The organism is Emticicia sp., assembly GCF_049241225.1.
GTDB lineage: Bacteria > Bacteroidota > Bacteroidia > Cytophagales > Spirosomataceae > Emticicia.
The window spans coordinates 16,320-42,935 of record NZ_JBMLRC010000129.1 but is presented as its reverse complement, the minus strand read 5'-3'; the positions used below and the strand labels follow the sequence as shown (position 1 = coordinate 42,935).

Here is a 26,616-nt window from a genome sequence, read left to right as displayed (position 1 = left end):
TGTTCTGAAATCCATATCGACCTTCGTGACCAAGCAGAAGTTGATATTCTCGGCGGAAAAGAATTGGTCAATAACGACCACCCGCAAGTGGTAGAAATCTGGAACAACGTATTTATGCAGTTTGAGCGTAAAGCTGATAAATCTTTAGTTCCGCTTCCTGCTAAACACGTTGATACAGGCATGGGCTTTGAGCGTTTGTGTATGGCGATTCAAGGCAAAAAATCGAATTATGATACCGACGTTTTCCAAAATACGATTCAAGTAATTGAACAAATGTCGGGTTTGAAATATGGCGAAAACGGTACGCTATCATCGAACAGTTATGTTGATGTAGCGATGCGAGTAATTGCCGACCACCTTCGTGCGGTTGCCTTCACGATTGCCGATGGACAGTTGCCTTCTAATGCCAAAGCGGGTTATGTAATCCGTCGAATTTTGCGTCGTGCTGTTCGTTATGGTTATTCATATTTAGGTTTCAATGAGCCATTTATGAGCAAACTTGTGCCAGTTTTGGCCGAGCAATTTGCCGATGTTTTCCCAGAATTGAAGGCTCAACAAGATTTTGTTACTCGTGTAGTGGAAGAAGAAGAAAAATCTTTCTTACGTACGCTCGAAACGGGTATCAGAAGATTTGAAGCCATCAATCCAGAAAATGGAATTATTAGTGGTGATATAGTTTTTGAATTATCTGATACTTTTGGTTTTCCAGTTGACTTAACGGCTCTTTTGGCAAAAGAAAAAGGCTTAAAAATCGACGAAGAGGGTTTCCAAAAAGCATTATTGGAGCAAAAAACTCGTTCAAGACAAGATTCAGCTAAAGAAGCAACCGATTGGGTTGAATTGAATGAAGGTTCTGATTTTGAGTTTGTGGGCTATGATGAAGTTTCGGCCGAAGCTCAGATTATTAAATACCGTAAAGTAAAAACTAAAGCTGGTGAAGAATACCATATTGTGCTTGACCGCACGCCTTTTTATGCCGAAATGGGTGGTCAAGTGGGCGATACTGGTACAATTATACCCCTAACCCCTAAAGGGGGACAAAGTATTCAAATCGTAGATACCAAGAAAGAGAACGATTTGTTTATTCATATTTCAAGAGATAAAAACCTCGACGAAATCTTGCAAAATGCAGGAACGGTTGTGGCACATATCAACGAAGAACGCCGTGATAAAATCAGAACTAACCATACCGTTACGCACTTGATGCTGGCGGCTATGCGTAAGGTTTTGGGTACGCACATTGTGCAGAAAGGTTCTTACCAAGATGATAACGTTACTCGTTTTGACTTCTCGCACTTTGCTAAAGTGACTGACGAAGAATTAGGAAAAATTGAGGACATCGTAAACGAGAAAATCCGTGAGAATATTCCACTCGAAACCAAAGTAAATATGCCGATTGCTGATGCCATTGCATTGGGTGCAACAGCAACTTTCGGTGAGAAATACGGTGATTTCGTAAGAGTAGTCATTTTCGACCCGAATTTCTCGGTGGAACTTTGCGGAGGCACGCACGCCTCTTCAACAGGTAAAATTGGTTTATTCAAATTTATTTCTGAAGGTTCGGTAGCTGCAGGGGTGCGTCGTGTTGAGGCAATTACTGGTGGAAAAGCACTTTCAGTTATCGGTGAGCAATTATCAATCAGCAATCAATTAAAAGAGATTTTAAGAAACAACGATTTGATTAAAGCCGTTGAAAATCTCTTAGCTGAGAAAACTGCTTTACAGAAAAAAGTTGAGGCTCTCGAAAACGAAAAACTCCAAGAATTGAAAAATGAGTTGGCAAAAACTGCGGTAAATATCAACGGTGTAAACGTAATTACAGCAAAAGTAAGCGTACCATCGGCTGATGCTTTAAAGCAATTATGTTTTGACCTAAAAAATAAAGTGGAGCGTTTCTACGGTGTAATTGGTGCAGAATTTGGCGGAAAACCACAAATTGCAGTGATTATTGACGAAGAAGTAATGAAAGAGAAAAACCTTCACGCAGGAAATATCGTGAAAGAACTTGCTAAAGAAATGAAAGGTGGCGGCGGTGGCCAACCATACTTCGCAACCGCAGGTGGTAGTGATGCCAGCGGCCTTGAGCGAGCCATTGATAAAGGAAAAAGTTTTGTATAATAATTGGGGCGAACGAAATGTTCGCCCTTTTTTTATACCTTTTGCAACAAAGACTCTAAACTATTTTTTTAAAAGCGGTTATTAAAAATATTCATAACAACTCTCTACTCATACTACTGATTTTATATACTTAATAAAGCTTTGAGATTTTGATTATTTAGTTTAGGCTGCTAAAAACGCTTCGATTCTTAGCAATCTTAATCATTAGAAAGACACAAAATGCATTATTAAATAATTGCTTAGCGGAAATTTAAGTTCATCAACTTTTTCACACCTTTCAATAATTCGAATATGCTAACATTTGCAAATTCCTAAAAATGTAATGCTTTTCGACTCATTTAAAGAATCAGTTTTTGATAAATCAATCATTAAGTCGTCTACATTTTTTTGCATCTAAAAAAATATACTATTCTTAAAATCAGATATTTACAAAAACCATACCTTTGACAAGCTGATTGAAATTAGAATCTTCTAATAATTATAAAAAGACTGGTTAAGGTTATTTTTTTGCACGATTTTTGCTAGTTTTAACTGTATACAAATTACTAAACCTAACATCATGAAAGGAATTGTTTTTACAGAATTTATCGAAATGGTTGAGTCAAAATTCGGCTATGAAATAATGGACGACATTATTGAGTCGTCTGATCTACCATCTGGTGGTAGTTATACTGCGGTTGGCACCTACGACCATAGCGAAATGGTAAAATTAGTGATTGGGCTTAGTGATAGAACCAATATTCCGATTGATCAACTACTTAAAGCCTATGGGAAACATTTATTTGGTATTTTCATGGCAGGCTACCCACATTTTTTTAAAGATATCGATAATTCATTTGATTTTTTTGAACAAATAGATAAGTATATACACGTAGAAGTCAAGAAACTTTACCCAGACGCTGAATTACCAAAGTTTGATACGCTCAGAATCGATAATAACACTTTCGAAATGCATTATAAGTCAGATCGTAAAATGGCAGATCTAGCAGATGGCCTGATTGAAGCTGCTATTGAACATTTTCAGGAGCCAGCAACGATCGAAATGCAAAATGTATCTGAAGATAGATCTATTGTAAAGTTTACGATTAGAAAGCTATGAGTCAGGAAGTAGAAATATTGAAACGAAAAATTGAGAGGGAAAAAAAGGCTCGTCTGGAAGCAGAAAAGTTACTAGAAGCCAAGGCCTTAGATTTGTATCAAGCAAATGAAAATCTAAAAAAACTAAATGAATCTCTCGAAAAACTAGTACAAGATCGAACACAAGCACTTCAATACAGCGAAGAAAAATATCGTGGGATTATCGAAAACATGGATTTAGGTCTAATTGAAGTCGATAACGATGATGTAATTGCAAAAGCCTATAAAAGTTTCTGTGAATTAACTGGTTATGAAGAAAATGAGCTTATAGGAAAAAATGCTTCAAATTTTTTATTGCCTGAAGAAGATTTTAAAAGGGTCATTGCCGAACAAAACGCAAACCGTCTGGATGGGAAAACTGGCGTGTATGAGATTCCTATTAAAAAGAAGAATGGTGAGATCATTTGGGTAATTGTTAGTGGTGCCCCTATTATTGATAGCAACGGAAAAGTTATTGGTTCTGTTGGCATCCACCTCGATATCACCGATAGAAAAAGAACTCAAGAAGCATTGGAGGAAGCAAGAAAAGTAGCAGAAGATGCCCGTAGAGCAGAAAAACGCTTCTTGGCTAATATGAGTCATGAAATACGAACACCGATCAATGCTATTATCGGGATGACTCATTTACTGTATGATACAAATCCAAACAAAAAGCAAGTAGAGTATTTAAGTGCAATAAATTATTCGGCAGATTTGTTACTAAATTTAGTATCCGATGTATTAGATATTTCTAAAATTGAGGCTGGTGAAATGAAATTAACCGAACAAACATTTAGCCTTAAAGACCTTATTAACAGCACTTTACAAACCTTTAGACTTCGACTTCAAGGAAAAGACGTAAAGTTAATATTTGAGTTTGATGAAGAAATTGAGAATGATGTAATCGGAGATTCGACTTTCTTGACACAAATTTTAATGAACCTTTTGAGTAACTCTGTTAAGTTTACTGAAAAAGGTAAAATCGGTGTGCAAGTATCATTACTATGTAAACTCGGAGATTTTCTGATGACCGAAATAAAAGTATTTGATACAGGGATCGGAATTAGTCCACAAAGTTTGGGAAGAATTTTCGATAGTTTCAAGCAAGCCGATCAAGATGTAAAAATAAAATATGGTGGAACAGGCTTAGGATTAGCGATTGTAAAGCAACTGGTCAATATTCATGGAGGGGAAATTTCAGCAGAAAGCACCCTCAATGAGGGAACAACTTTTACCTTTACACTACCGCTAAAAGATAGCAAACAAAAAAATCAAAAATTACATGCTATATCCGCGTCGGTTTCTGAAGATTGGAAGAACTATCACGTTTTAGTTGTTGAGGATAACCTAATCAACCAAAAGTATGTCGAAGGTTTATTGCTTAAATGGAAAATGTCTTACAAGATTGCTAATCATGGAATAGAAGCTCTTGATTTTATAAAAAATGAAGATTTTGATATCATTTTAATGGATATCAGAATGCCCGAGATGGATGGTTATGAAACTACGATGGCAATCAGACAACTGGAGGGTAACCATAATCAACATATTCCAATCATTGCCCTAACAGCCTCAGCATTGAGCGATGAAGTTGATTACGCCTTCGAAATAGGTATGAATTCATACCTAACAAAACCATTCACTCCGGATCAACTTCGTGAAGTTTTAGAACAACGACTTCAATTGAATCCTCATCGTGAAATCACCTCAGATGAAGAGGTCAAAAATGAAAATATAAAAATAGAACACCCTTCTGCACCAATAAGCCTACAAGCAGATTATCTTACGAAAGTATATGGTAATGATCGTAAATATGCAGCTGCTATGTTTGATTTATTCCTACGAACGGTGCCAAAGCAATTTACCTCTTTTAAAAAAATAATTGAAGAACAAAATATAACCGAGATCGGAAAACTTGCTCATCAACTAAAACCATCTTTTACAATGGTTGGGCTACCTGAGATGACCCAGATGCTCCAAGTCTTAGAAAAGAAAGCAAAAAATAATGAAGATTATGCCGGCATCAAGGAAACATACCATGAAATAGAACATGTTTTCAATCAAAAAATCGGATTGATTGAAAAAGAATGTGAAATGTTAAATTCATGAATATTTCAAGATTGATTTTTGATACAAGAATGTTAAACTAAAACCAGTAAAGAAAGGGTTTACACATATCAACCAAAATATCTTAAAAATATTCGAATAAAAGGGTGGTAAAAAAATTCCGAAACATGGAGCTTTTGTACCACCCTGTACCTTCTTATAAGCCTAAGCTACAGATACTAAAATTGCCCAAGACCCTAACAAAGTTAGTTTTGGCTTATACCTAAATGTGAATCATGAATTTCCTCACATACTTTTTGTAAAACATCACTCGTGAGTTTTATCAAATTAAAGAATTTAGGTGAATCAACCTCTTGTTTTCCTAAAGATTCTAATTCACGAATTGGCTGTTTGAGTGTAGTAATCTGGAGCATATCAATCGATGCCTTGATCTTATGTGCTAGCAGACCAATCTGTTTGTAATCTCGTTTTACATATAGTTCTGCAAATTGCTTGATCGCATCCTCTGATTGTTGTACAAATAATATTTCCATTTGCCGAATCTGGACAGCATTTCCCTTCATCATTTGACTGAGGAGCTGATTATTGTAATATTTTTCGGCATCTTCAACTTTAGTTTTAGGTGATGATATTGAAAAATTTTGTGGTAAAGAGGTATACTTTATCAATTTTTGCATCAGTACATCGGGAACAAAAGGCTTAGCAATATAGTCATTCATTCCAATTTTACTAAAGTGCTCTAACTCTTGGTCAATTATCATTGCAGTAAGTGCAATAATAGGAATATGCGTATTTTCTCCACGAATAATTTTCGTTGCCTGGAAACCATCCATTTCGGGCATTTGTATATCCATCAAAATACAATCAAAATATTTTGCCCTAAATTTCTCTACGCCTTCAAGTCCATTCTGAGCAATTTCTACCTTCATACCCCATCCTTCGAGTAGTTTCTGGGCAAAAAACTGGTTCATTGCATTATCCTCAACCAGTAATACTTTTTTACCAATCAAGGAATTACTCGTGAGATTACTTTGCTTAACTTCTTCCATTTGTGTTTGATTAATCGGGAATCCAAGCACAAATGAAAATGTGGAACCTTCACCTAATTCACTTTTTACACGTAAATCTCCACCCATCAATTCGACCAATTGTTTTGAAATACTTAGGCCTAAACCAGTACCACCGTATTTTCGACTAATACTCGAATCCTCTTGTGTAAAGCTCTCAAAAATAAGCTTATGTTTTTCAGGCGAAATTCCTTTTCCAGTATCCGACACCAAAAATTCAACAACTAGTGCATTGTTCATTTTTGTCACAATTCGGGCCTCAACAGTAATCTTACCAGTATCGGTAAATTTTATGGCATTACTCACCAAATTGAGCAATACTTGACTCAGACGAATGGAATCGCCTAGAAGTGTTACGCCAAGCCTTTCATCAAACTTTAAAAACAAACCAATCCCTTTTTGCTCAGCCTTTAACTCATTTCCATTGATTATATTCTGTAATATTTTTTTAATATTAAAAGGAATTTGTTGAAGGGTTATTTTCCCAGCCTCAATTTTAGAAAAATCTAGGATTGAATTAATGATTCCTTGCAGGTTTTCAGCCGATATCTGAACAGTATTTATGTAGTCTGCTTGTAGTGGACTAAGGTTTGTTTTCTGAATCAGATTCGTCATGCCCATAATCGCATTGAGTGGGGTACGAATCTCATGGCTAACGACAGCCATAAATTCTTGCTTGACTCGACTTGCTTCTTCAGCCTTTTCTTTTGCCAGTCTGAGTTCTGATTCGTATTTCTTGCGTGCAGTTATATCAGATTCGACTGCTATGAAGTTGGTTAGATTGCCGTTGTTATCATAAATAGCTTGGATCGAAAGCTCGACCCAGTATTTTTGGCCAGTTTTTGTATAATTTATAATTTCTGTTCTGAAGCTATTTCGCAAACGCAATTGCTCGCCGATATATTTTATAGTTTCAGGATTGGTTTCCTTGCCTTGCAAAATTCTGCCTGGTGATAAACCTTTAACTTCTTCCAGTTGATAACCAGTTATTCGACTAAAACCCTCATTGACCCATTCTATCATTCCGAATGCATCCGAAATTACAATAGCGTTATCGGTTTTTTCAGCAACAACAGCCAATTTCTTGAGTTCTTCTTGATAACGAAAAACCTGGTCATGTAAAAGGCAAGATTGCAAAGTAATACCAAGTTTGCGTATTACTTTGCTTGCCCTTTTTACTTCACTTAAATCAAAAGCAACTTGAGAATGATTTTTTGGACTAAAATACAATTTTATAAAGCCCAAATCTTGTAGAGTAATTATCCAATAGCAACCGTCAGTAATGTTTTTTTCGGTTATTATCTCTTGAAAATGGAGCGTATCGCTATTAACGCATACGCTGCCATTTTCTTCGAGATAACTCATAAAATAGTGGTTAAGTGTAATCTCCTTTTTATCTGTTCTAAATTCTGGGTTAGCATAGATCAATGAGAAGTTATCAGAATTAGGTAACCCCAATACACTATTATTAAACCATATAGAACCAAAGTCAATATTTCTCTGTCGCATCCAGACTTTTAGAAAGTCGGCACAATTTTTTTTCAAATCGAGTGAATTCCCGATCGAAAGTGATAATTCATATAAAAGAGAAATCTCGCGGGTAATATCAATTTTGTTGGTTGTTTCCATTATTCACACAGGCTACTAGCTACGATCGTTTTATTGTAGAAATCTACAAATCCCGTGCCTGAAGATGCAATTTCTCCTAAAGTGGAAACGCCCAATATCTTACACTGCTTTCCATCATACACCTCACGCATAGCTGATAGTTCTTCAACAAACCGATTATCGAGGTACATCACACGGGTAATGCAGTCAAAAACCATTAAATAACCTTCCAAACCTTCATCTTGAACAGTTTGGTTAGCAACATCACGTGCTGCAACAATGAGTTTTTCCGGATCACCAGTAAGAATCTGTAATGTTGAATTTTCTGGAACTTCAGAGATACAAATGATTTCATCATTGCTATTAATGGAAATCGGATCTCTAACGACATACTCAGCACCTTCCTTAAATATGCCAAAGGGGAAGATTTTAGCTATATCTATGAAATTAGTTTCGCTAAACTTATTATTTGAATTTGCTTCAATTACCTCTTTATAAACTTCAAATGCAGGCCTCCAATTTAGCTCTTTGATAATGTTTTTCTCGGTAGAAGTGGCCACAAATGGCCCCGCAAACTCCTGCCAACCATGTTTTACACCAATCTTACTTTTATTACTCATAAGAGCTAATACTGCTCCATCATCAAAAATTCCATCTTCTGTAAATATACATGGTTGTTGCACAAAGCTCATGAACCCTGCTCCCCCGCCAACCAAATTAATTTCATTATTGAGCAGACCATACACTCTCTTTAGTAATAGGTCTGTTTCAGCAACCATAGCATCGATCAGTAAGATTGCAGTATTTATCTCCTCTAGATTCTCTATTTCCCTAAAAGTTGACTCATCATTCATCGAAAATTTAACTACCTGTTTCACAAAAGGCAGCTCAATTAACAAAATCCCATCATCATAATTATTGGTTTCATAAATAATGGTAGGGTAGATTCCGCCAAAAAACTTTAGTCCATTCTTAGCTAATAATTCGATTAGTATATTTGCCTGATCTGCTGACTTCTCAGCAATTAAGACCAGCAAGCAATTGTTACTCAGCTTAAAACTATCAATTGTTTGCTGAGAAATATCGGCACATTTTTTTAAATACATTTTTCAATAGGTTCACATGTTAATAATATAATGACAGAAAACATACCAAATAACTAAACCACTGATAATCAACGATATTAGAAATAACTTTACTCCAATATATGGAAATATTTCTATTTTTTGGAATAATTAGATAGATTATTTAATCTCTCTTCAATAGGGTTTATGAGTGATCAGAAAACTACCAACATAATTCCAAATTTATTATTTGACGTACGCTAACAAATTATTATTGGCACTACATAAACTTATCGGTTATGTACTTTTGAACAACGAATGACAATACTCAAAACAGCTGACTAAACCCATGGGCTTTCAATATAGCACATTGGCATTCGGTAAATTACGATACGACAGTCTATTGAAACATTGTAAACAACATTTACTAGGGATTCTCGAATTTATTTTTGTATGGATGGAATACGACTTAACTAATATCGGTATTGAAAAGTTGACAAAGGCGTTGATCGAAACATTTACAAAAAACTACATCATCTTGGGCTTAGGTGTGTAGGTTGAAAACACCCAATATAGTTGCTTAATACTCGCCATTAGAACAACTTAGGAGAGCTTTGGTTATTTTTTTCTACCAATGTTTAACCCTTACGGAGTATTCCCGCACTTGTAACATATTAATTATAAGCACTTTATATTCATTTCAATCTCGAATTCACGTTTACATAGGGGTTGAGCCTACTTTTTAAACATCTATCTAATAAATTCGGTTGAAACGGTGCTATTAAAATTAGTTTCATGAATTATATTGTAAGTTTTTGTACTTGTATTTACGCCGTGAAAATATAAACTTTGAGTTATCTTCAAGTTCAACTTCTGATTCGCCTTGCTGGCTAATGATTTTACTTGGATTGATTAGCACGCTCTTATTGATACGTTGAAAGTCTTGAAAAACACTGTGCCAATAACGAAGACTATAACTGACAATTAGCGTCTTTCCACAGTCAAATTTCACCTCATTATAAGGCTCCCGTCCGAGGTGCTTAATGTAAATTACTTTATGATGTTCTTGTGGTTTGAGTAGTCTTGAGATCCGTTTCATACAGGTATTTTATATAGAGCTAAAACTTTTATCGTTTGGATGCATTGATTGATTAAAGCGTATTCATCGATTTTTACCTTTCCCAGAAATCATCACCTTTGTATTTGGCTTAGTAACAATGCAGCCAACAATCAAAATAAAAAAACACCTACAATTAAGTACTCTTTGAAGAAAAAGTAAATTAATGCTTAGCTACAGTAGTTTGTCAATCAATGGTTCTGTGCTTCGGCAAATGATAGCTATTTTACTAAAAATCAAAACACTAAATATGGTCAGTTTATAACAATTACCTCAAGACTTAGCTAGTTTCTAAGGCTTAAGTGCCGAGTATTTATAAAAACTCTTTTTCACACTATGACTAAACATCTATGTAAACCTATTTCAAGCCGAGACAAGTTTATCTCCTTAAAATTTTGTTTAGTGCATTGTAAACTAAGTTAGTGTAGGTTTTGATTTAGTTCCCTCTCCGATGGTGAGAGAGGGACACGAAAAAAATGTTGTACTTACTAAAATTACACTGTATTTAGTCACTCAATTCAAAGTCACTACAAAGACCTTTAAAAATTAATTTAAAGTGTTGATTCGCATAAATAGAAAATACCTATAAATAGCTGATCAATTCCAATAATTTTACTATTTTCCTTAAAATTTGATGCTTTCACAACCTTTAATTTCTGCTTTTAAAACAGCCCCAGCTTCGGTCGAAAATCCTGGAAGGAATTCGATCGCATTTGTCGAACTTAAAGCAACTTTTGACTCTGCTTTATTAACATTCTTTACAGACATAGTACCCACAGACTCGTACTTTTCAACCGAATGTGCTGTAGAGTTTACTTTTTTATTTATTTCACAATCATCAGTTTTTATAAAAGCCAATTGATTAAACTTAAAATCAAATGGAATAAATGAAATATTATCACTAATTGCCGAGAAAGTCAAAGCAGTAATATCAGTTTTGTTAATCGGGAGTCCATCTACTCCAACAACATTATTGAGATTTACACTGTAAACTCTAGCATTTTGCGAAATTCTAATTTTAAATCTAGCTTGTTCGCCCCATTCTCTAATACCATTTCTACTGATTACTATCTCGATTTCACCTACTCCAGATGCTGTAAAAGTTAGGTAATTATATTCACTTAAGTCAACAGGGTTCAATCCTAAGCGTAGAGGACGATGCACAGAATAGTAGTTTTTAACATCACCTTTTGCCTCAAATCCTCTTTCTACCCAATATTTTTCCGTTCCTGTTTGTATTCCATCTTGTGGCATTATTTTCAACATCGCATTACTAACATTTTGTTGTTCAAAATTTGCGATCCAAGCCCCATCTGCCAAATACACATTGTCGGATAATGAACGACCATCTAGTTTTATGACAAGTCCGGCATCAAATACTCCTTTCGTGTCTAAATCAAATTTTTGTGTAGTTTGACCATTTAAATCTACTGTTTGATTATAATCTTTAGAGCTTGTCATCTCCGAAGGCCTAAAAGTACCCGCCACTCTAAGAGTCCCAGTTCTTCTTGAAGGATTTATTATCTCAAACTTGAACTTTCCTTGAGAATAACTACCAGTTTTCATCAATACATCAGGAAAAGGAGAATAATTATGAGTCCCAACAATCATTTGTCTCATTTCAAAACGATTTAGTATTTCTTCTACTAAAAAGAAAACATCGGCTGGAGTTTTACCCCAAACTTGAAAATTAATATACATGTATCCTGTTGGAAAATCTTCTATATTCCAGTGGCTGTTGTATTCGAAAGTATTTGCCTCAACATTTCTCATTGAAAAACAAAGGGCATACTCAATTGTATTATTCTTTTTTAAAGAGATCAAATTAGCCGGGTACTTTCCTAATATATAAATAAGCTTTACGCTTTCTAAACTTGAACCGCCAACGCGGTCACAAATACTTTTTGAATGACTGTAAACTTCTGTTAATGTTTTAGTAGCTAAAACCACCCCGGTCCTATCAGCTATTTTATAATAATCGGCTGAAAGTACCTCCACAGCATTGGTTATCTGGATTAAATCGGTAGGCGAAGACAAATAAGCAGTAGAACTATCATTTCCAATTATTGGAAAGTAACTTTCTAAGGCGTTAGGATTTTTACTATCTAGAGTTTTTGATGCCGAAAACAGATTTTTACTTGAAAAAACCGTATTCGAACTTGGAATTTTATTAATAAGACCTTTATTGATATTTCTTAAAGTTATCTTTTCCGCTAAAGTACCATTACTCTCCAAACCACCGTCATTTCCAGAACTTAAACCAAAACCAACCTCAACGGTTTCATTCATATTTGCTCTCGAAATCGCAGTATTTGGAGTTGCCGTGATATAAAAAATTGCGTCATTAAAATCATTATCACATGAGGAATAATCTCTTCTAATATCTTCAAATCCTAACACAATTCTGTTGGTTTCTGCATCAAATAATAAAACATTATGAAATTTTAGTGCATCGACAGCCTCTGGGTTGAACATTTTATCTGAATATAAAGTCCACAGTGGTGTTCCAACCCCTGTCAAACCTCCTTTCCATGCGTTTGCCAATAAAACCCAACCAATGCCAGTGCCAGCAGGAAAAGTTCCAAGTTTTACTCTATCACCCGCCACAAGACCACCTCCACTACCTAATGCTGAAACATTAGGAAAAATTATTTTGATGTCTCTATTGTTAGGAGGTGTTGTTAATGGACTTGAAGTATTATAAGTATAATAACCTAAAACATTCATATACCCAGCTCCCTCTGATACAAAAGTTACCCAAACATCGGCCTCTTGCGTCAATTCTATATTTGTTTGTGTTCCGTTAGCAATATATTGAGGATTATAGCTCGGAACAGGAAATCGTTCAGGCAAAGAGGCATTTATTCTTGAAATAAAATTAGCTGATACATTATCACGACCATCCAAATAATTTGGAACACCATTCGATGTAAATGTGCCCATGTAGGTATATGCACTTTGAGAATAGGTTAGTTGGCAAAACAACACAAAAATCAAAAAAATAAAGGTTTTCATTATTAATAGTCTTTATGATTCAAAAATTTTATTAGATTGCTGTAAGTTATCTTTATAGTCGGATACCTATCAAATGATATTTATAAATTTAAGCTGATTAATAAATGCTATTAAAAAAATCGATATGCTAATCTTCAGGAATCAGTTTAAAAAAAGCATATTCTATCATTAGATAATCAACTTCTTTAACTTACACTTAAGATTTTTATAAAAAAACAAACCTAAATGTAACTACAGACACCACTATGGCCATTTTTGGTTTCTCATTACCAAAAAATCTTTATTCTTTCAGATTAAATGGCTTGTTTACGTACTTTTCCGCACCTAGTTTTTACAATTAAATGCAGTTTTTGCTTTTCTCTTCATCTGATAAATCAACCAAACAATGGTTGACTAATACATACTGGACTGAATTTCAGTTAGGGCATCAACTTTTTTCCTTCCTGCGGTATACGTAAAGCTATTACGATAAAATCAAAAAGAAAATCTCATTGAATAATTCTTTTACTTCACCTAAATTTTGACAAAGAAAAAAATACAGTAAAGTGGCTCAATAAGCTTTAAAGCATTTTTTTTATGGAAAATTGAAAGATGCTTTTTTTCATAATTACTTATAATTTATCAATATATTTTAACGTACCAATTTTTCTGCCAGCTTTCAAAAAAAATATAAAACACTGTCTATCAATTACTTATAAAAATATACAACTTACATAACCTTCCATAATTTGGAAATAAAAAATATTTTATGGAAATTGAATAAAATTTGGACTATCAAACTAATGGAAAACACTCAAACGATATTCATAGTAGAAGATGATGCTTTCTACGGTGCAATGCTAGAATACCATTTAACATTAAATCCTGACTATACAGTTGAGAAATTCGAGACAGGCAAGTCATTACTTGATAACATCTATCGAAGACCAATTGCCATTACGCTCGACTATTCTCTACCTGATATGGACGGAGAAACAGTTTTAAAGAGGATCCAAAAAGAATACTCGGATATTCCGGTTATTATTATTTCTGGCCAAGAGGATATCGCAACGGCTGTTCAATTACTAAAAAGCGGTGCTTATGATTATATAGTAAAGGATGAAAATACGAAAGAACGTCTTTGGAATTCGATGCTTAAAATTAAGGAAACGCAGCAATTACGAGCCGAGATTTCACTACTTCGTGAAGAAGTACGTGAAAAGTACGAGTTTGATAATGCCATCAAAGGTAATAGCCCTGCCTTACAAAGAGTATTTAATTTGATGGAAAAAGCTTCTAAAAGTAGCATAAACGTTTCAATTTATGGTGAAACAGGTACGGGTAAAGAGCTCGTAGCCAAAGCTATTCATCATAACTCTTCACGAAATAAAAGACCGTTTGTGGCGGTAAATATGGCTGCAATTCCAAAAGATTTGGTAGAAAGCGAATTATTCGGACACGAAAAGGGAGCATTTACCGGTGCCATGAATCGTAGAATAGGAAAATTTGAAGAAGCAACCGGAGGAACACTGTTTCTTGATGAAATTGGTGAAATGGAACTTACAATGCAAGCCAAAATTTTACGAGTTTTACAAGAACAAGAAGTTACCAGAATAGGCGGCAATCAACTCATAAAAATTGATTGTAGAATAATTGTGGCAACTCACCGAAACTTGGCTGAGGAGGTTCAGAAAGGAAATTTCAGAGAAGATTTATATTATCGTTTGCTAGGTTTAAACTTAACCCTCCCTCCACTACGTGAACGCGGGAATGATATAATTTTACTATCAAAATTCTTTATCGAAGAATATTCTAAAAAAAATCGCTTACCCAAATTAAGTCTTTCGATTGAAGCTTCACAAAAACTATTAAGTTATTCATTCCCGGGTAATGTCCGTGAATTAAAAGCTATCATCGAACTCGCCTGTGTTATGGCCAGCGATAACCAGATTGCTGCAGAAGATATTACATTTAATTCAATAAAACCTGAGGGTGCATTTTTGATCGAAGAAGTAACGTTGAAAGAATACAATAGACGTATTATTCGACATTTTTTGAATAAATACGATGATGATGTTTTGTTGGTTGCCGACAAGTTAGACATTGGTAAATCAACAATCTATAATATGCTAAAAAGCGGGGATTTATAAAATACAGAGTGCTGTACGTCAATTTTATGTACAATAGCAGCCAAAAATGGCTGCTATTTTTGTGAGTATAAAATAATCTACGCTACAAGTCGTTTCTTTTAAGCATCCAACACTAAACATAAACACTAACAATCCCTATTTAAAATTATATGAAATTCAAAGCCGTTATCTTCGACTTCGGAAACGTCATTATTAATATCGATTTTCAACGAATCTATCAGTCATTCGCAAAATTTACCTCAAAACCAGTAGCATATATCGAAAAAAGAATAACCGAAGACCAAATTTTCAGACGATACGAAAGCGGGCAATTTACGGATGAAGAATTCAGGGAGGTAATACGCCAAACACTGGGTTTTCCATTATCCGACTACGAAGTTGATACTGCCTGGAATGCAATCCTACTCGACATCCCTTCCGATAGAATTGAATTAGTTCAAAATATTCGACAAAAATATCCTGTCTATCTTTTAAGCAATACCAACAACATCCATATAACAGCTTCGAACCATTATCTAAAAAAAACATATGGTATTCGTAACTTGGATGAAATATTCGATAAACTTTACTTATCTTATGAAATGGGTATGTGGAAACCAGATACCGAGATTTACCTGGAAGTATTAAGGGCCAATAAACTACAACCCAACGAAGTAATATTTTTTGATGATAATTTGCATAACATCGAATCGGCAAAAGCAATCGGAATACAAACAATTTTAGTTGAACCCCCTACTTCTATTGTAGAATATTGTAAAAACATATTTTAAGTTGTTACTTTGTGGCATACAACAAACCTAACAAATGAATCAGCAGCGTACATTCCTAATACAAATATCTCTATTCATACTAACTTTTATATCTGCCACACTTACAGGTGCTGAATGGATTTACGGACGACCATTTTTTTTTGGTGAAAATACTTTAGGTTGGAATGAGTTTTTTGAAGGCTTAAAATATTCAGTTCCTTTTTTAGGAGTTCTGACTGTACATGAATTTGGCCATTACTTTATTGCAAAAAAACATCGAACAGATGTTACTTTGCCTTATTATATTCCCCTCTGGTTTGGCGGTATAACCTCAACCTTTGGTACACTTGGTGCGTTCATTCGAATCAAGGAACGCATTAATTCTCGGGTAAAATATTTTGATATTGGCATTGCTGGCCCATTGGCAGGTTTTGTAGCAGCAATATTTGTGCTCTGGTATGGTTTTACACACCTACCAAACCTTAATTATGTGTTCGAATTATTCCCGGTTTTCAAACAATATGGAAACGACTACGGAAAATTCCTTGAAACAAGTCCCGACTATATTTCAATCAAATTAGGAGACAGCATACTTTTCAATTTTTTTGAGCAGTTTGTAGCAACAGGCGAACTCCCCCACCCTTATCTATATACCAACTACCCAATTATTTTTGCGGGTTATTTGTCTTTATTTTTTACAGCCCTCAATCTTTTCCCAGTTGGCCAACTCGATGGAGGGCATATACTTTACGGCTTAATCGGCGACCGTGCCTTCAATATCGTTTCGCCAATTTTATTTACTGGATTTGTGTTTTATGCCGGTTTGGGCTTTTTTAATGCTCATGAATTTACTACTCAAGATACGCAAATATTTGTTGAGCTAATTGGTAAGTTTGTTCTTTTTATCCTTTTCAATTATTTGTGTTTTTCAAAAATAACCGATAATCTAATCACCAATTGGCTTATTGCACTTTCGGTAGTGGCCTTTCAGTTGGTAGTTTCTTATTTTTTCCCAACGATCGAGGGCTACTCGGGTTTTCTAGCATTTGGACTTATGATTGGGCGTTTCTTGGGCGTTTATCATCCAAAAACCTATGATACCCAACCATTGACGCTAGAAAGAAAGATTTTAGGATGGCTAGCTTTATTTATTTTTGTTATTTGTTTTAGCCCAAAACCATTTATCATCATTCAAAATTTACCATAATTAGTGAATGACGAATTATTCGATTTACGAACGGTTCGCCGTGACGATGACGAATAAATCGCGAAAATAATGTTTAGTATAGCAAAAAATTCGTAAATCGTCATTCGTAAATCACCAATCAAAATTCTATGCTAAACTGGATACTTAAAACGACCTTTCGCCTATTGGGTTGGAAAGTATTAAATACACCTTATAACCTAAATAAAGGACTTTTTGTAGTTGCTCCTCACGCACGAACCTCCGATTTCTTCGTAGGACTTTGTACTCGTCCAACCATAGGTTTGGATATAAAATACCTCGGAAAAGCTGAGCTTTTCAAGCCTCCGTTTGGCTGGCTTTTTCGTGCTTTAGGAGGTACTCCGGTATATCGCCACAAAAGCACCAATTTTGTTCAACAAGTGGCCGATACTTTCAATAGTCAAGAAAAACTACTGGTTGCGATTGCTCCCGAGGGGACTCGTAAGAATGTAAGTAAGCTAAAAACCGGGTTTTATTACATGGCTCACCAAGCAAAAGTGCCAATTGTGATGTCAGGCTTTGATTACCCTCGCAAATCTGTTATTTTTGCAGAACCATTCCAGACCTCAGGAGATTTTGAAGCTGATATGAAGAAATATTTCATACCATTCTTCGAATCAATTGGTGGCGTGGATAAAGATTGGATAAAAAATTATAAAGCCGGCAAGTTTGATGAATAAAAAGCACAGTTGCCCAACCCTCTGACCTAAACACCAAAGATAAATGATTGAAAAAATATGGAAAAACAAACCAAAGCAATAAGAATTCAAACCAAACGCTCACAATATAGAGAACATTCAACACCATTATTTTTAACAAGTAGTTTTTGTTTTGAGGATGCTGAGCAAGGTAAAGCTCTTTTTGACGAAACTCTCGAGGGTAATATCTATACTCGTTTCTCGAATCCGTCGGTACAAGAATTTGTTGATAAGGTTTGTATGCTTGAAAATTGTGAAGAGGGAATTGCTACAGCCACAGGAATGGCAGCAGTTTTTGCGGGTTTTGCAGCTCATTTAAAATCCGGCGACCACGTGGTAGCATCGCGTGCCTTGTTTGGATCTGCTCACCAGATTCTAACACAAATCTTGTCGAAGTGGGGTATTACGCATACCTACCTCGATGCCACGGCTCCAGAAAGCGACTGGGAGGCCGCCATTCAGCCAAATACCAAGATGGTTTATCTCGAAACACCATCAAATCCTGGACTTGAATTAGTAGATATGGCTATGATTGGCCGATTGGCTAAAAAACATAACCTCATTTATTACGTAGATAATTGTTTCGCAACGCCAATTATTCATACACCAACCGATTTTGGTGCTAATCTTATTGTACACTCGGCCACTAAATTTATGGATGGCCAAGGTCGTGTTTTGGGCGGGATCATTACAGGAACTAAAGAACTCATTGCTCCGATTCGTTTCTTCTGCCGTCATACGGGGCCGTCAATGTCTCCATTTAATGCATGGGTTTTATCGAAAAGTCTTGAAACACTCGAAATTCGCATGGCCCGTCATTGTGAAAATGCCATCAAATTAGCCAAGGCCTTGGAAAAAATGGAGGGTATTAAAAACGTAAAATACCCACATTTAACAACTCATCCACAATACGACCTGGCAAAAAAACAAATGAAAGCAGGCGGAGCAATGGTAACGTTTGAATTAGAAGGTGGATTTGAGAGAGTGAAAAAATTTACACAACTAATAAAAATTGCATCAAATTCATCCAACTTGGGTGACTCTCGTACCATAATCACAAATCCTAATACAACCACTCATTCAAAGCTTTCGAAAGAAGATAAAGCTAAACTTGGTATAACAGAAGGCTTGATTCGCTGCTCAGTAGGTTTAGAGGATATCAGAGATTTAATTGCAGATTTTAAGCAAGCAGCAAAAAAATCTCAATCAAAGTAGTATCTCGAATAGTCGAAAATAGAGTATTAGACTACTAAAATAAACCAAACAGATGAGCTACACTGTTGAGCAAAAGTATATGGAGGAAATTATGAAGCAAGAAAACGCACTAACGTTTGCTCGCTTCAATAAACTCATCAATAATTTATTTTCAGAGAATGCAGAAGCTCAAGAAGAAATCTTGGCATTAAAATCACACATAAATAAATTAGAGAAAAGCGTATCTGAACATAAAAAAGAGATCGCAATTCTTAATGAGAAACTAAAAAAACAAGAATTTCTTGAAAAAAGTAAAGAAATTCAAAAAGAAAGTGTTAAAATTGTAGCAAATAAAGCTAAAAAGTCAGCAGACAGCGTAGAAATAAAGAAAACAATCACTGAACTAATACAAGAGATTGATGCGTGTATTGCTTTATTAAACGAAGAATAATCAAGTGAGATCGTGTAATGAATAATTAAATGATTTGATTATAAACACTTTATGAGCGAAGCTCTAATAAATTATTAATCAAAAAGATCATTTTTTTTAATTGACAATTAAAGATTGGTTGTAAAATGGCAGATGCTGAAAAAATAGAAATTGGGTTGAAAGTATCGAATAGAGTCATTACACTCAAAGTTCATCCCGAAATGGAGCCATATTTTAGAAAAGCAGCCATCGTAGTCAACCGACGCCTTGATACGTTTAGTAAAAGTCATAGTGGCGGAGAAATGGATTCTATGGATTTTTTATTGACAGTGGCCATCGAAGGCATGGTCGAATCTCAAAAAAACCAAGATAAATATAAACTTTTGCAACAATCGCTCAAACAAAGGCTTGATGATATTGACCAACGCCTAACTCTTGGTTGAGAATAAAAATACTGATCGACAACACTTTTGCGGTTTATATAATTTATTCCTCGTTTAAGTTTCATAAATTTCTTCTTATTTTTACTTGTCAGGCTAGACCACAGAGCCTTAGAAAGTTGTTATGTTTAATTAGTTCAGCTTGTGAGTGGTATTTAAAGGCAATTTTTAGTATTTTTATCATGCTAAAAAACTCAAGCTATCATTTCAAAATACTGAACTTATTATTCCCTAATTATTTATAAATTATTTAACAAAACTATCAAATGTCTAATATTTTAATGATGCTCCTCACCGACTTAATTGCTTTGGCAATTGGTTTTTTTGTGGGTAGAGCATTGCTCAAAAAAACATTCCAAAGTAAAGACGCCGACGCCGAGATTAGAGCAAATGAAGTGATAAAAAATGCCCAAATTACTGCTGAAAACATTAAAAAAGATAAAATGTTGGAAGCAAAAGAGCATTTCTTAAAACTGAAAACTGAATTTGAAGATGATTCAAACAAACGCAAAAATATCATCTTGCAAAACGAGCAACGTGTAAAACAAATGGAGCAACAGGCTGTTCAATCGAAGCAGCAAGCTGCCCAATTAGAGCAACAGAATATTCGTCGAGAAAAAGAACTTGAGGTGCTTCAAAATAAGTTGAATGATCAAACTGAAGCTGCCAAAAAACAAATGGATCTGGCCAATAAACGCAAAGAGGAAGCAGAATTTATGCTCGCACAGCAAGTTGAAGCATTGGAGAAAATTGCGAATCTAACGGCAGACCAAGCCAAGCAACAACTAATTGATGCTATCAAAGGTGAAGCTGAAACTCGTGCCTCGGGCTTTATTAAGCAGACAATCGAAGAAGCAAAATTGACTGCCACAAAAGAATCGAAGAAAATTATCATCGAAACCATTCAGCGTACAGCTGCCGAACAAGCCATCGAAAACTGCGTTTCGGTATTCAACATCGAAGGCGACGAAATTAAAGGTAAAGTGATTGGCCGTGAAGGACGTAATATTCGTGCTCTGGAAGCTGCAACTGGGGTTGAGGTGATCGTTGATGACACACCAGAAGCAATCGTAATTTCTAGCTTCGACCCAGTTCGTCGTGAGATTGCCCGCTTATCTTTGCACCGCTTGGTTCAAGATGGTCGTATACACCCAGCTCGTATCGAAGAGGTTGTAGCCAAAACCAAGAAAGATATCGAAAACGAAATCAACGAAATTGGAGAACGTACTGTAATTGATTTGGGCGTACACGGTCTGCACCCAGAATTAATCCGAATGATCGGTAGAATGCGTTTCCGTTCGTCGTACGGACAGAACTTGCTTCAACACTCGCGTGAGGTTGCCAAGATGTGTGCCACAATGGCCTCAGAACTTGGTCTAAACGCAAAGTTAGCCAAACGAGCAGGGTTACTACATGATATTGGTAAAGTATGGCACGAAGAACAAGAATTGCCACACGCACTCTTGGGTATGGAATTGGCAAAGAAATACAAAGAGCACCCAGAAGTTATCAATGCGATTGGTGCTCACCACGATGAAATCGAAATGACATCAATGATTTCGCCAATCATTCAAATCTGTGACTCAATTTCGGGCTCTCGCCCAGGAGCAAGACGTGAGATGATGGAGTCTTATGTACAGCGTCTGCGTGATTTGGAAGCCTTGGCTTTGAGTTATAATGGTGTTGAGAAATGCTACGCTATTCAGGCAGGTCGTGAACTACGCGTAATTGTTGACTCTGAAAACGTAACTGATGAAATTGCAAGTAAACTTTCATTTGATATTTCACAAAGAATCGAAAAAGAAATGCAATACCCTGGCCAAATCAAAGTAACGGTTATCCGTGAGATGAGAAGCGTAGCGTATGCAAAATAAGATAAGTTATTTTTTTCTGAAAGGCGATACAGCGATGTATCGCCTTTTTATTTGAAAATCACTGAGAATTTAGTTCCATCACCTAACTTCGAACTCACTTCAATTTTTCCGTTGTGCATTTTTATAATTCTATCAACTAATGATAGCCCGATCCCATGACCTTTTGTCTGGGAAGTCTTGATTGATCGATAAAAAGGTTGGAATATATAAGGAATTTCCTGTGGGTCAATTCCGATTCCCTTATCTTCGAAATGAATTACTTTATAAAAATCAGTAGCCGTTAGGTTAATAGTGGCTTGGTTATCGGCCGAAAATTTGCATGCATTTTGTATTAGATTTACAAAAGCAATTTTAAGTAAGGAGGTATTACCAATTATACACAGATGATCAGGTTCTTCAGGTAATGCATCAAAATTAATTTCAATTTTATAGGAAGGATTATTTTTTAAGACAAAAGCTTTTGCATCGAACAATAATTCGTCAATACGCACACTCTCTGCTAATAGTTTGTTATTTTCGACGTTAATTCGTGATAATTTCAATAAATTTTGAGTCAACTTCACTAAATCTGTAATATCTTCTAGGGCTGAGTAAATCGTATTTTGGTATTCTTCAGGTTTTCTTTCTTTAAATAGACTTACTTCTAATTGTGAACTAATACGAGTGAGTGGGTTTTGTAATTCGTGTGAAACATTACCGATGAACATTTTTTGTAGCCCTAACCCTTCTTCTACCCTATCTAACAACTGATTAATGGTAACAGTCAGGTTACTGATTTCGTTTTTATTATTACTTATTTCGAGTCTTTTATCTAAATTTTGTGGAAATATTTTATTCAACTCTACTCCTATGCTTTCAATCGGCTCGAGCGTTTTTTTTGCATAATACCATCCAATTATGCCTATGAAAACAATTGAGAATGTCCAGAGTCCGAGCATCATCCATCGCATCTGAAAAAGAAACTCCTCCGCATACTGGTTTTTAGCCATTGCAATGACAATATACTTTTTTTTGGCTCGTTCGTATAAAATACCAACACCATACAACTGATTGTTTGAGAACTCTATCTTACTTTTTTCTCGAATTTCTTCCAGGATACTCCTTTCTATGACCTTAATCTGAGCAACATTTGATAAAAATACCACCTTATCGGTATCATTATCATATACTAATATCTCCTCGGCTGTTATCTGGTCTTTTCTGTTTTTCAGTAGGCTTTCCAAAAATGCAATATCCTTTCTATTTTCAATGGTTTGGCTCAGCCATCCAGCTACCGTTTCGGCACGATTATTAAGTCTTCGATAAAAATTTTTATGCAAAAAATAGTACGTAAAAAGATACACCGAAATCATTGTGATTAGTAAGATGGTCATCACCAAAGCTAAAAACCGCAGAGTTATCTCTTGTCTTAATTTCATTCTTCTTTTAATACATAACCCATCCCAAAAACAGTATGAATTAATTTTTTTTCAAAATTTTTATCAATCTTCTTTCTTAAATAATTTATATAAACTTCAATATAATTAGTGCCTTTATCGAAGTTTACATCCCATACATTTTCAGCAATCTGATTTTTCGATAGCACCCTACCTTGATTACGTAATAGATATTCTAATAATCTAAACTCAAGTGCTGTGAGCTCTATATCCATTCCGGCTCGATAAATACGCTTGGTATCAAGATTTACTTCAAGGTCAGAAAACTTAAGAACATCACTGGTAATGAGTGTTTCTGTTCCTCGCTTAGTTAGAGCTCTAACTCGGGCCAATAACTCAGCAAACAGAAATGGTTTTACCAAATACTGATCAGCCCCTGCATCAAAACCAGCAATTTTATCTTCACTTTCTCCTAAAGCAGAAAGTAAAAGAACCGGCGTTTGAATACCATGTTGCCGAAGTTCTTGAACTAACATCCAACCATTCAAACCAGGCATGATGATGTCAGAAATTATACAATTATAAGAATTCCTTAGGGCTAATTGTTTGGCAACAAGTCCATCATAAGCAATATCAACTTCGTAGTAATGTTCGATTAACCCTTGTCGAATCGCTTGCAACGTCTTTGGTTCATCTTCTACAACCAAAATCTTCATAGTAATTATTCAAAATATAATCAAATGTAGTTATGGTTTCTCCATAAAAAAAACATCTAATAAATTTCTAATAATTGGTTAAGTACTCTCTAAGTATTGCCATCGACCTTTGATTATCAGTTTTTTGAAAAGAAACTAAAAAAATATATATCACAGCTATCTGAAGCTAATACTGTAGCCAACAAACTCTGTCAACTTTAAACAGGGATTGTTTATACACCGATAAGTAAAATTTTCAAAAATACTTAATCATCTCTTACACTTTATCATATAATACTATGCACGGAGCAATAAAAAATATTCTTTTTCCGACCGACTTTTCGCCAAATGCAGATAATGCACTCAATATGGCTATTTCGGTTGCTATAAAGCATAACGCCGATTTACATTTACTGCACGTTATAATTCCGCAGTTCATATCGATGATCGGGGAAATTCCATTTGGAACTGCTTACGAAAATTATGTTGATCTTGAAAAAATTAATAAACACACCATTGATAATTTGGCAAACACGATCAGAAAAAAAAATCGGATAGCTGTATTTTCACATACTAAAATAGGATCGATATCTGAAACAATTGAGGAAATGAGGCATCAACAAGATATTGATTTGATAATCATGGGAACTCATGGCAATTCGCCCATAAAAAACCTCCTGATCGGAAGTAATACCTTTAAAACTATAAAAACTACGAGCTGTCCAGTACTTACAATTCCATCTCATTTTGAAGCTACGCACTTTTTTAATATCCTTTTTCCAGTAAGAAATGTGGAAGGAATAGATGAAAAATATGCAATAACTTCAAGTTTTATCCAGAAAAACCAAACGAAAATCGAACTGCTCGGCGTTGTTGACTTTTATGATTTTTCAACATTTGAGGTAGTTTCAAAAAAAGTTGAAGCTATTTTGAAAGAACTAATATTAAAGGGGATCTCTTCGAGTTGTAGAACAGTGTTTTGTAGCAATATTGCCAATTTTATTTTAGAATATGCCCAATTCAATCATGCTGATTTGATTGTAATAAACGCAAACATAGATGGTGATTGGCGAGAACTTTTTGGGGGAACTTACACTCAAAAAATCATAAACTATGCCCAACATCCGGTTTTATATATAAATACAACTACTATCAAAACGTCACAAAAAAAAACTGAAAGCGATTCAAAATCGAATATTTCATCTGAATTAATTCTTTCACCAATTTCAAATATTCATCATTTAAATTAAAAAAACATGATAACTGTTATAATACCTGCCTTAAATGAGGAAAAAACGATTGGTTGTGTCATAGAAACTGCAAAACTGTCGGCGAATGTTTCAGAAATCATAGTGGTTGATGATAAATCAGAGGATCAAACCATAGAAATAGCTAAAAAATATGCTTGTAAAGTAATAACCAGCACCAAACTTGGTAAAGGCACCTCAATGCAAGATGGGGTTTTGATGGCAAAGAATGAAATTATTGCATTTTTAGATGCGGATATCACAACATATTCGAGTGATATTATAGATTTACTGACACTACCAATTATAGAAGACCGAGCTGACTTCGTGAAATCTTATTTTACGCGTCAGGCTGGAAGGGTTACCGAACTTGTAGCAAAACCCTTGTTATCGATACTCTACCCAGACTTCCCGATTTTCAAGCAGCCATTAAGTGGCATGATAGCAGGAAAAAAAGAACATTTCAGAAAGATTAACTTTGAAGAAGGGTATGGAGTTGATATAGGAATTCTATTGGATATGTTTCAAATGAATGTCAGAATCGAAGAGGTAAACATCGGGCATATAGAGAATCGTATGCAAAGTGTTGAGTCGTTGGGTAAAATGTCTCGGCAGGTGGCTTCTGTTATTCTGAAAAAATCAAAAAATATGGGCTTTCAAGACCTTAAAACCTACGAACATATACAGGTTATACGTGAACAAATGGATTTTGCTCTCAGTGAAAATCTCAGAAAGTTGAAGAAAATTGCCATTTTAGATATGGACAATACAATCACTAGAGGAAGTTTTATCCAAACCGCCGCCATTGCATTCGATTTTGCTGAGCAACTCCAAGAAATAGGTCGAACACAAACAAATCCAATACTTCGCACCAAACAAATTGCAAAGCTCCTACGAGGAAAATCGCTTAAAGAGCTACTCGATGTGGCTGATTCAATAAAAATTACGCCAAATGCCTTGACATTGGTAGAAAATCTCAAACAAAGCGGCTATATCGTTGGAATTATTTCTGATAGCTATGATTGTATCACCAATCATTTGAAAAATAAACTTGGCGTAGATTTCAGCCTTGCCAACGAACTTGAATTTTCGAGGAGCCATACAACTGGCGAAGTAAAAATCCCTTCGTTTTTTCTTCCTCATCAACACAGCATTTGCAAACACGATTATTGCAAAAGTCATGCACTAGCTCATATTTGCCAACATTATAATATTGCACTATCTGAAACTATGATGATTGGCGATGGTGCAAATGATATTTGCCTAACTGATAAAGCGAGTATTGGAATTTCTTTCTGCTCCACTGACAAACGACTAGACAAAGTTGCCGACTATGTAATCAAAAAGCCTGATTTTCAAGAAGTTATGAGTTTTCTATTTTAATTAA

General features: G+C 35.2%; 19 protein-coding genes. 13 read left to right on the top strand and 6 right to left on the bottom strand.

The genetic code is table 11. The annotated features are described in order from the left end of the window. The 3 genes from alaS to ACOVO2_RS07995 form a co-directional block, all read left to right on the top strand. Window positions 1-2,118 (top strand): alanine--tRNA ligase (gene alaS / locus ACOVO2_RS08005; RefSeq protein WP_421769459.1); only part of this gene is annotated, 2,118 nt, incomplete at its 5' end. A 559-nt stretch (window positions 2,119-2,677) separates the two neighbouring features. Then, a complete protein-coding gene (locus tag ACOVO2_RS08000; protein ID WP_421769458.1) occupies window positions 2,678-3,217 on the top strand; it encodes a heme NO-binding domain-containing protein in 540 nt (179 codons plus the stop codon). Continuing rightward, window positions 3,214-5,343: an ATP-binding protein gene (locus ACOVO2_RS07995; protein ID WP_421769457.1), complete on the top strand. Its 2,130-nt coding sequence runs from the start codon at window positions 3,214-3,216 to the stop codon at window positions 5,341-5,343. Before ACOVO2_RS08000 ends, ACOVO2_RS07995 begins: the two co-directional genes overlap by 4 nt. Before the next feature lie 203 nt (window positions 5,344-5,546). Here ACOVO2_RS07995 and ACOVO2_RS07990 read toward each other — a convergent pair whose 3' ends face one another. The 4 genes from ACOVO2_RS07990 to ACOVO2_RS07975 form a co-directional block, all read right to left on the bottom strand. Then, window positions 5,547-7,997: an ATP-binding protein gene (locus ACOVO2_RS07990; protein ID WP_421769456.1), complete on the bottom strand. Its 2,451-nt coding sequence runs from the start codon at window positions 7,995-7,997 to the stop codon at window positions 5,547-5,549. Continuing rightward, window positions 7,997-9,082: an FIST signal transduction protein gene (locus ACOVO2_RS07985; RefSeq protein WP_421769455.1), complete on the bottom strand. Its 1,086-nt coding sequence runs from the start codon at window positions 9,080-9,082 to the stop codon at window positions 7,997-7,999. The genes ACOVO2_RS07990 and ACOVO2_RS07985 overlap by 1 nt, the downstream gene beginning before the upstream one ends. 751 nt (window positions 9,083-9,833) lie before the next feature. After that, window positions 9,834-10,139: a LytTR family transcriptional regulator DNA-binding domain-containing protein gene (locus ACOVO2_RS07980; protein ID WP_421769454.1), complete on the bottom strand. Its 306-nt coding sequence runs from the start codon at window positions 10,137-10,139 to the stop codon at window positions 9,834-9,836. 642 nt (window positions 10,140-10,781) lie between these two features. Beyond that, a complete protein-coding gene (locus ACOVO2_RS07975; RefSeq protein WP_421769453.1) occupies window positions 10,782-13,172 on the bottom strand; it encodes a DUF4114 domain-containing protein in 2,391 nt (796 codons plus the stop codon). A gap of 782 nt (window positions 13,173-13,954) precedes the next feature. Between ACOVO2_RS07975 and ACOVO2_RS07970 the strand changes: the two genes are divergently transcribed. From ACOVO2_RS07970 to rny, 8 genes are all read left to right on the top strand, one after another. Next, entirely contained in the window at window positions 13,955-15,301 is a 1,347-nt protein-coding gene (locus ACOVO2_RS07970; protein ID WP_421769452.1) for a sigma-54-dependent transcriptional regulator, read from the top strand. Window positions 15,302-15,450: 149 nt separating this feature from the next. Further along, the gene (locus ACOVO2_RS07965; RefSeq protein WP_421769451.1) at window positions 15,451-16,071 is read left to right on the top strand and encodes an HAD family hydrolase; all 621 of its coding nucleotides are present in this window, start codon (window positions 15,451-15,453) and stop codon (window positions 16,069-16,071) included. A 34-nt stretch (window positions 16,072-16,105) separates the two neighbouring features. Further along, window positions 16,106-17,257 (top strand): site-2 protease family protein, encoded by a 1,152-nt coding sequence (locus tag ACOVO2_RS07960; RefSeq protein WP_421769450.1) that lies wholly within the window; start codon window positions 16,106-16,108, stop codon window positions 17,255-17,257. 128 nt (window positions 17,258-17,385) lie between these two features. Continuing rightward, window positions 17,386-17,955 (top strand): 1-acyl-sn-glycerol-3-phosphate acyltransferase, encoded by a 570-nt coding sequence (locus ACOVO2_RS07955; RefSeq protein ID WP_421769449.1) that lies wholly within the window; start codon window positions 17,386-17,388, stop codon window positions 17,953-17,955. A gap of 57 nt (window positions 17,956-18,012) precedes the next feature. After that, window positions 18,013-19,188, top strand: coding sequence for a trans-sulfuration enzyme family protein (locus ACOVO2_RS07950; RefSeq protein WP_421769448.1), 1,176 nt, complete (start codon window positions 18,013-18,015; stop codon window positions 19,186-19,188). Window positions 19,189-19,240: 52 nt separating this feature from the next. Next, window positions 19,241-19,618: a hypothetical protein gene (locus ACOVO2_RS07945; protein WP_421769447.1), complete on the top strand. Its 378-nt coding sequence runs from the start codon at window positions 19,241-19,243 to the stop codon at window positions 19,616-19,618. A 125-nt stretch (window positions 19,619-19,743) separates the two neighbouring features. After that, window positions 19,744-20,040: a cell division protein ZapA gene (locus ACOVO2_RS07940; RefSeq protein ID WP_421769446.1), complete on the top strand. Its 297-nt coding sequence runs from the start codon at window positions 19,744-19,746 to the stop codon at window positions 20,038-20,040. Between the two features lie 263 nt (window positions 20,041-20,303). Next, window positions 20,304-21,911 (top strand): ribonuclease Y, encoded by a 1,608-nt coding sequence (gene rny / locus ACOVO2_RS07935; RefSeq protein WP_421769445.1) that lies wholly within the window; start codon window positions 20,304-20,306, stop codon window positions 21,909-21,911. 47 nt (window positions 21,912-21,958) lie between these two features. On the opposite strand, the gene ACOVO2_RS07930 is transcribed toward rny, so the two are convergent. Together ACOVO2_RS07930 and ACOVO2_RS07925 are read right to left on the bottom strand one after the other, a co-directional pair. After that, window positions 21,959-23,329 (bottom strand): HAMP domain-containing sensor histidine kinase, encoded by a 1,371-nt coding sequence (locus tag ACOVO2_RS07930; protein WP_421769444.1) that lies wholly within the window; start codon window positions 23,327-23,329, stop codon window positions 21,959-21,961. Further along, window positions 23,326-24,003, bottom strand: a complete 678-nt coding sequence (locus tag ACOVO2_RS07925) for a response regulator (protein ID WP_421769443.1) — start codon at window positions 24,001-24,003, stop codon at window positions 23,326-23,328. Before ACOVO2_RS07925 ends, ACOVO2_RS07930 begins: the two co-directional genes overlap by 4 nt. A 278-nt stretch (window positions 24,004-24,281) precedes the next feature. Between ACOVO2_RS07925 and ACOVO2_RS07920 the strand changes: the two genes are divergently transcribed. Continuing rightward, complete coding sequence (locus tag ACOVO2_RS07920) at window positions 24,282-25,232, top strand: universal stress protein (protein WP_421769442.1); 951 nt, start codon at window positions 24,282-24,284, stop codon at window positions 25,230-25,232. A gap of 6 nt (window positions 25,233-25,238) precedes the next feature. Then, the gene (locus tag ACOVO2_RS07915; RefSeq protein WP_421769441.1) at window positions 25,239-26,612 is read left to right on the top strand and encodes an HAD-IB family phosphatase; all 1,374 of its coding nucleotides are present in this window, start codon (window positions 25,239-25,241) and stop codon (window positions 26,610-26,612) included. The last annotated feature ends 4 nt before the right edge of the window (window positions 26,613-26,616 follow it).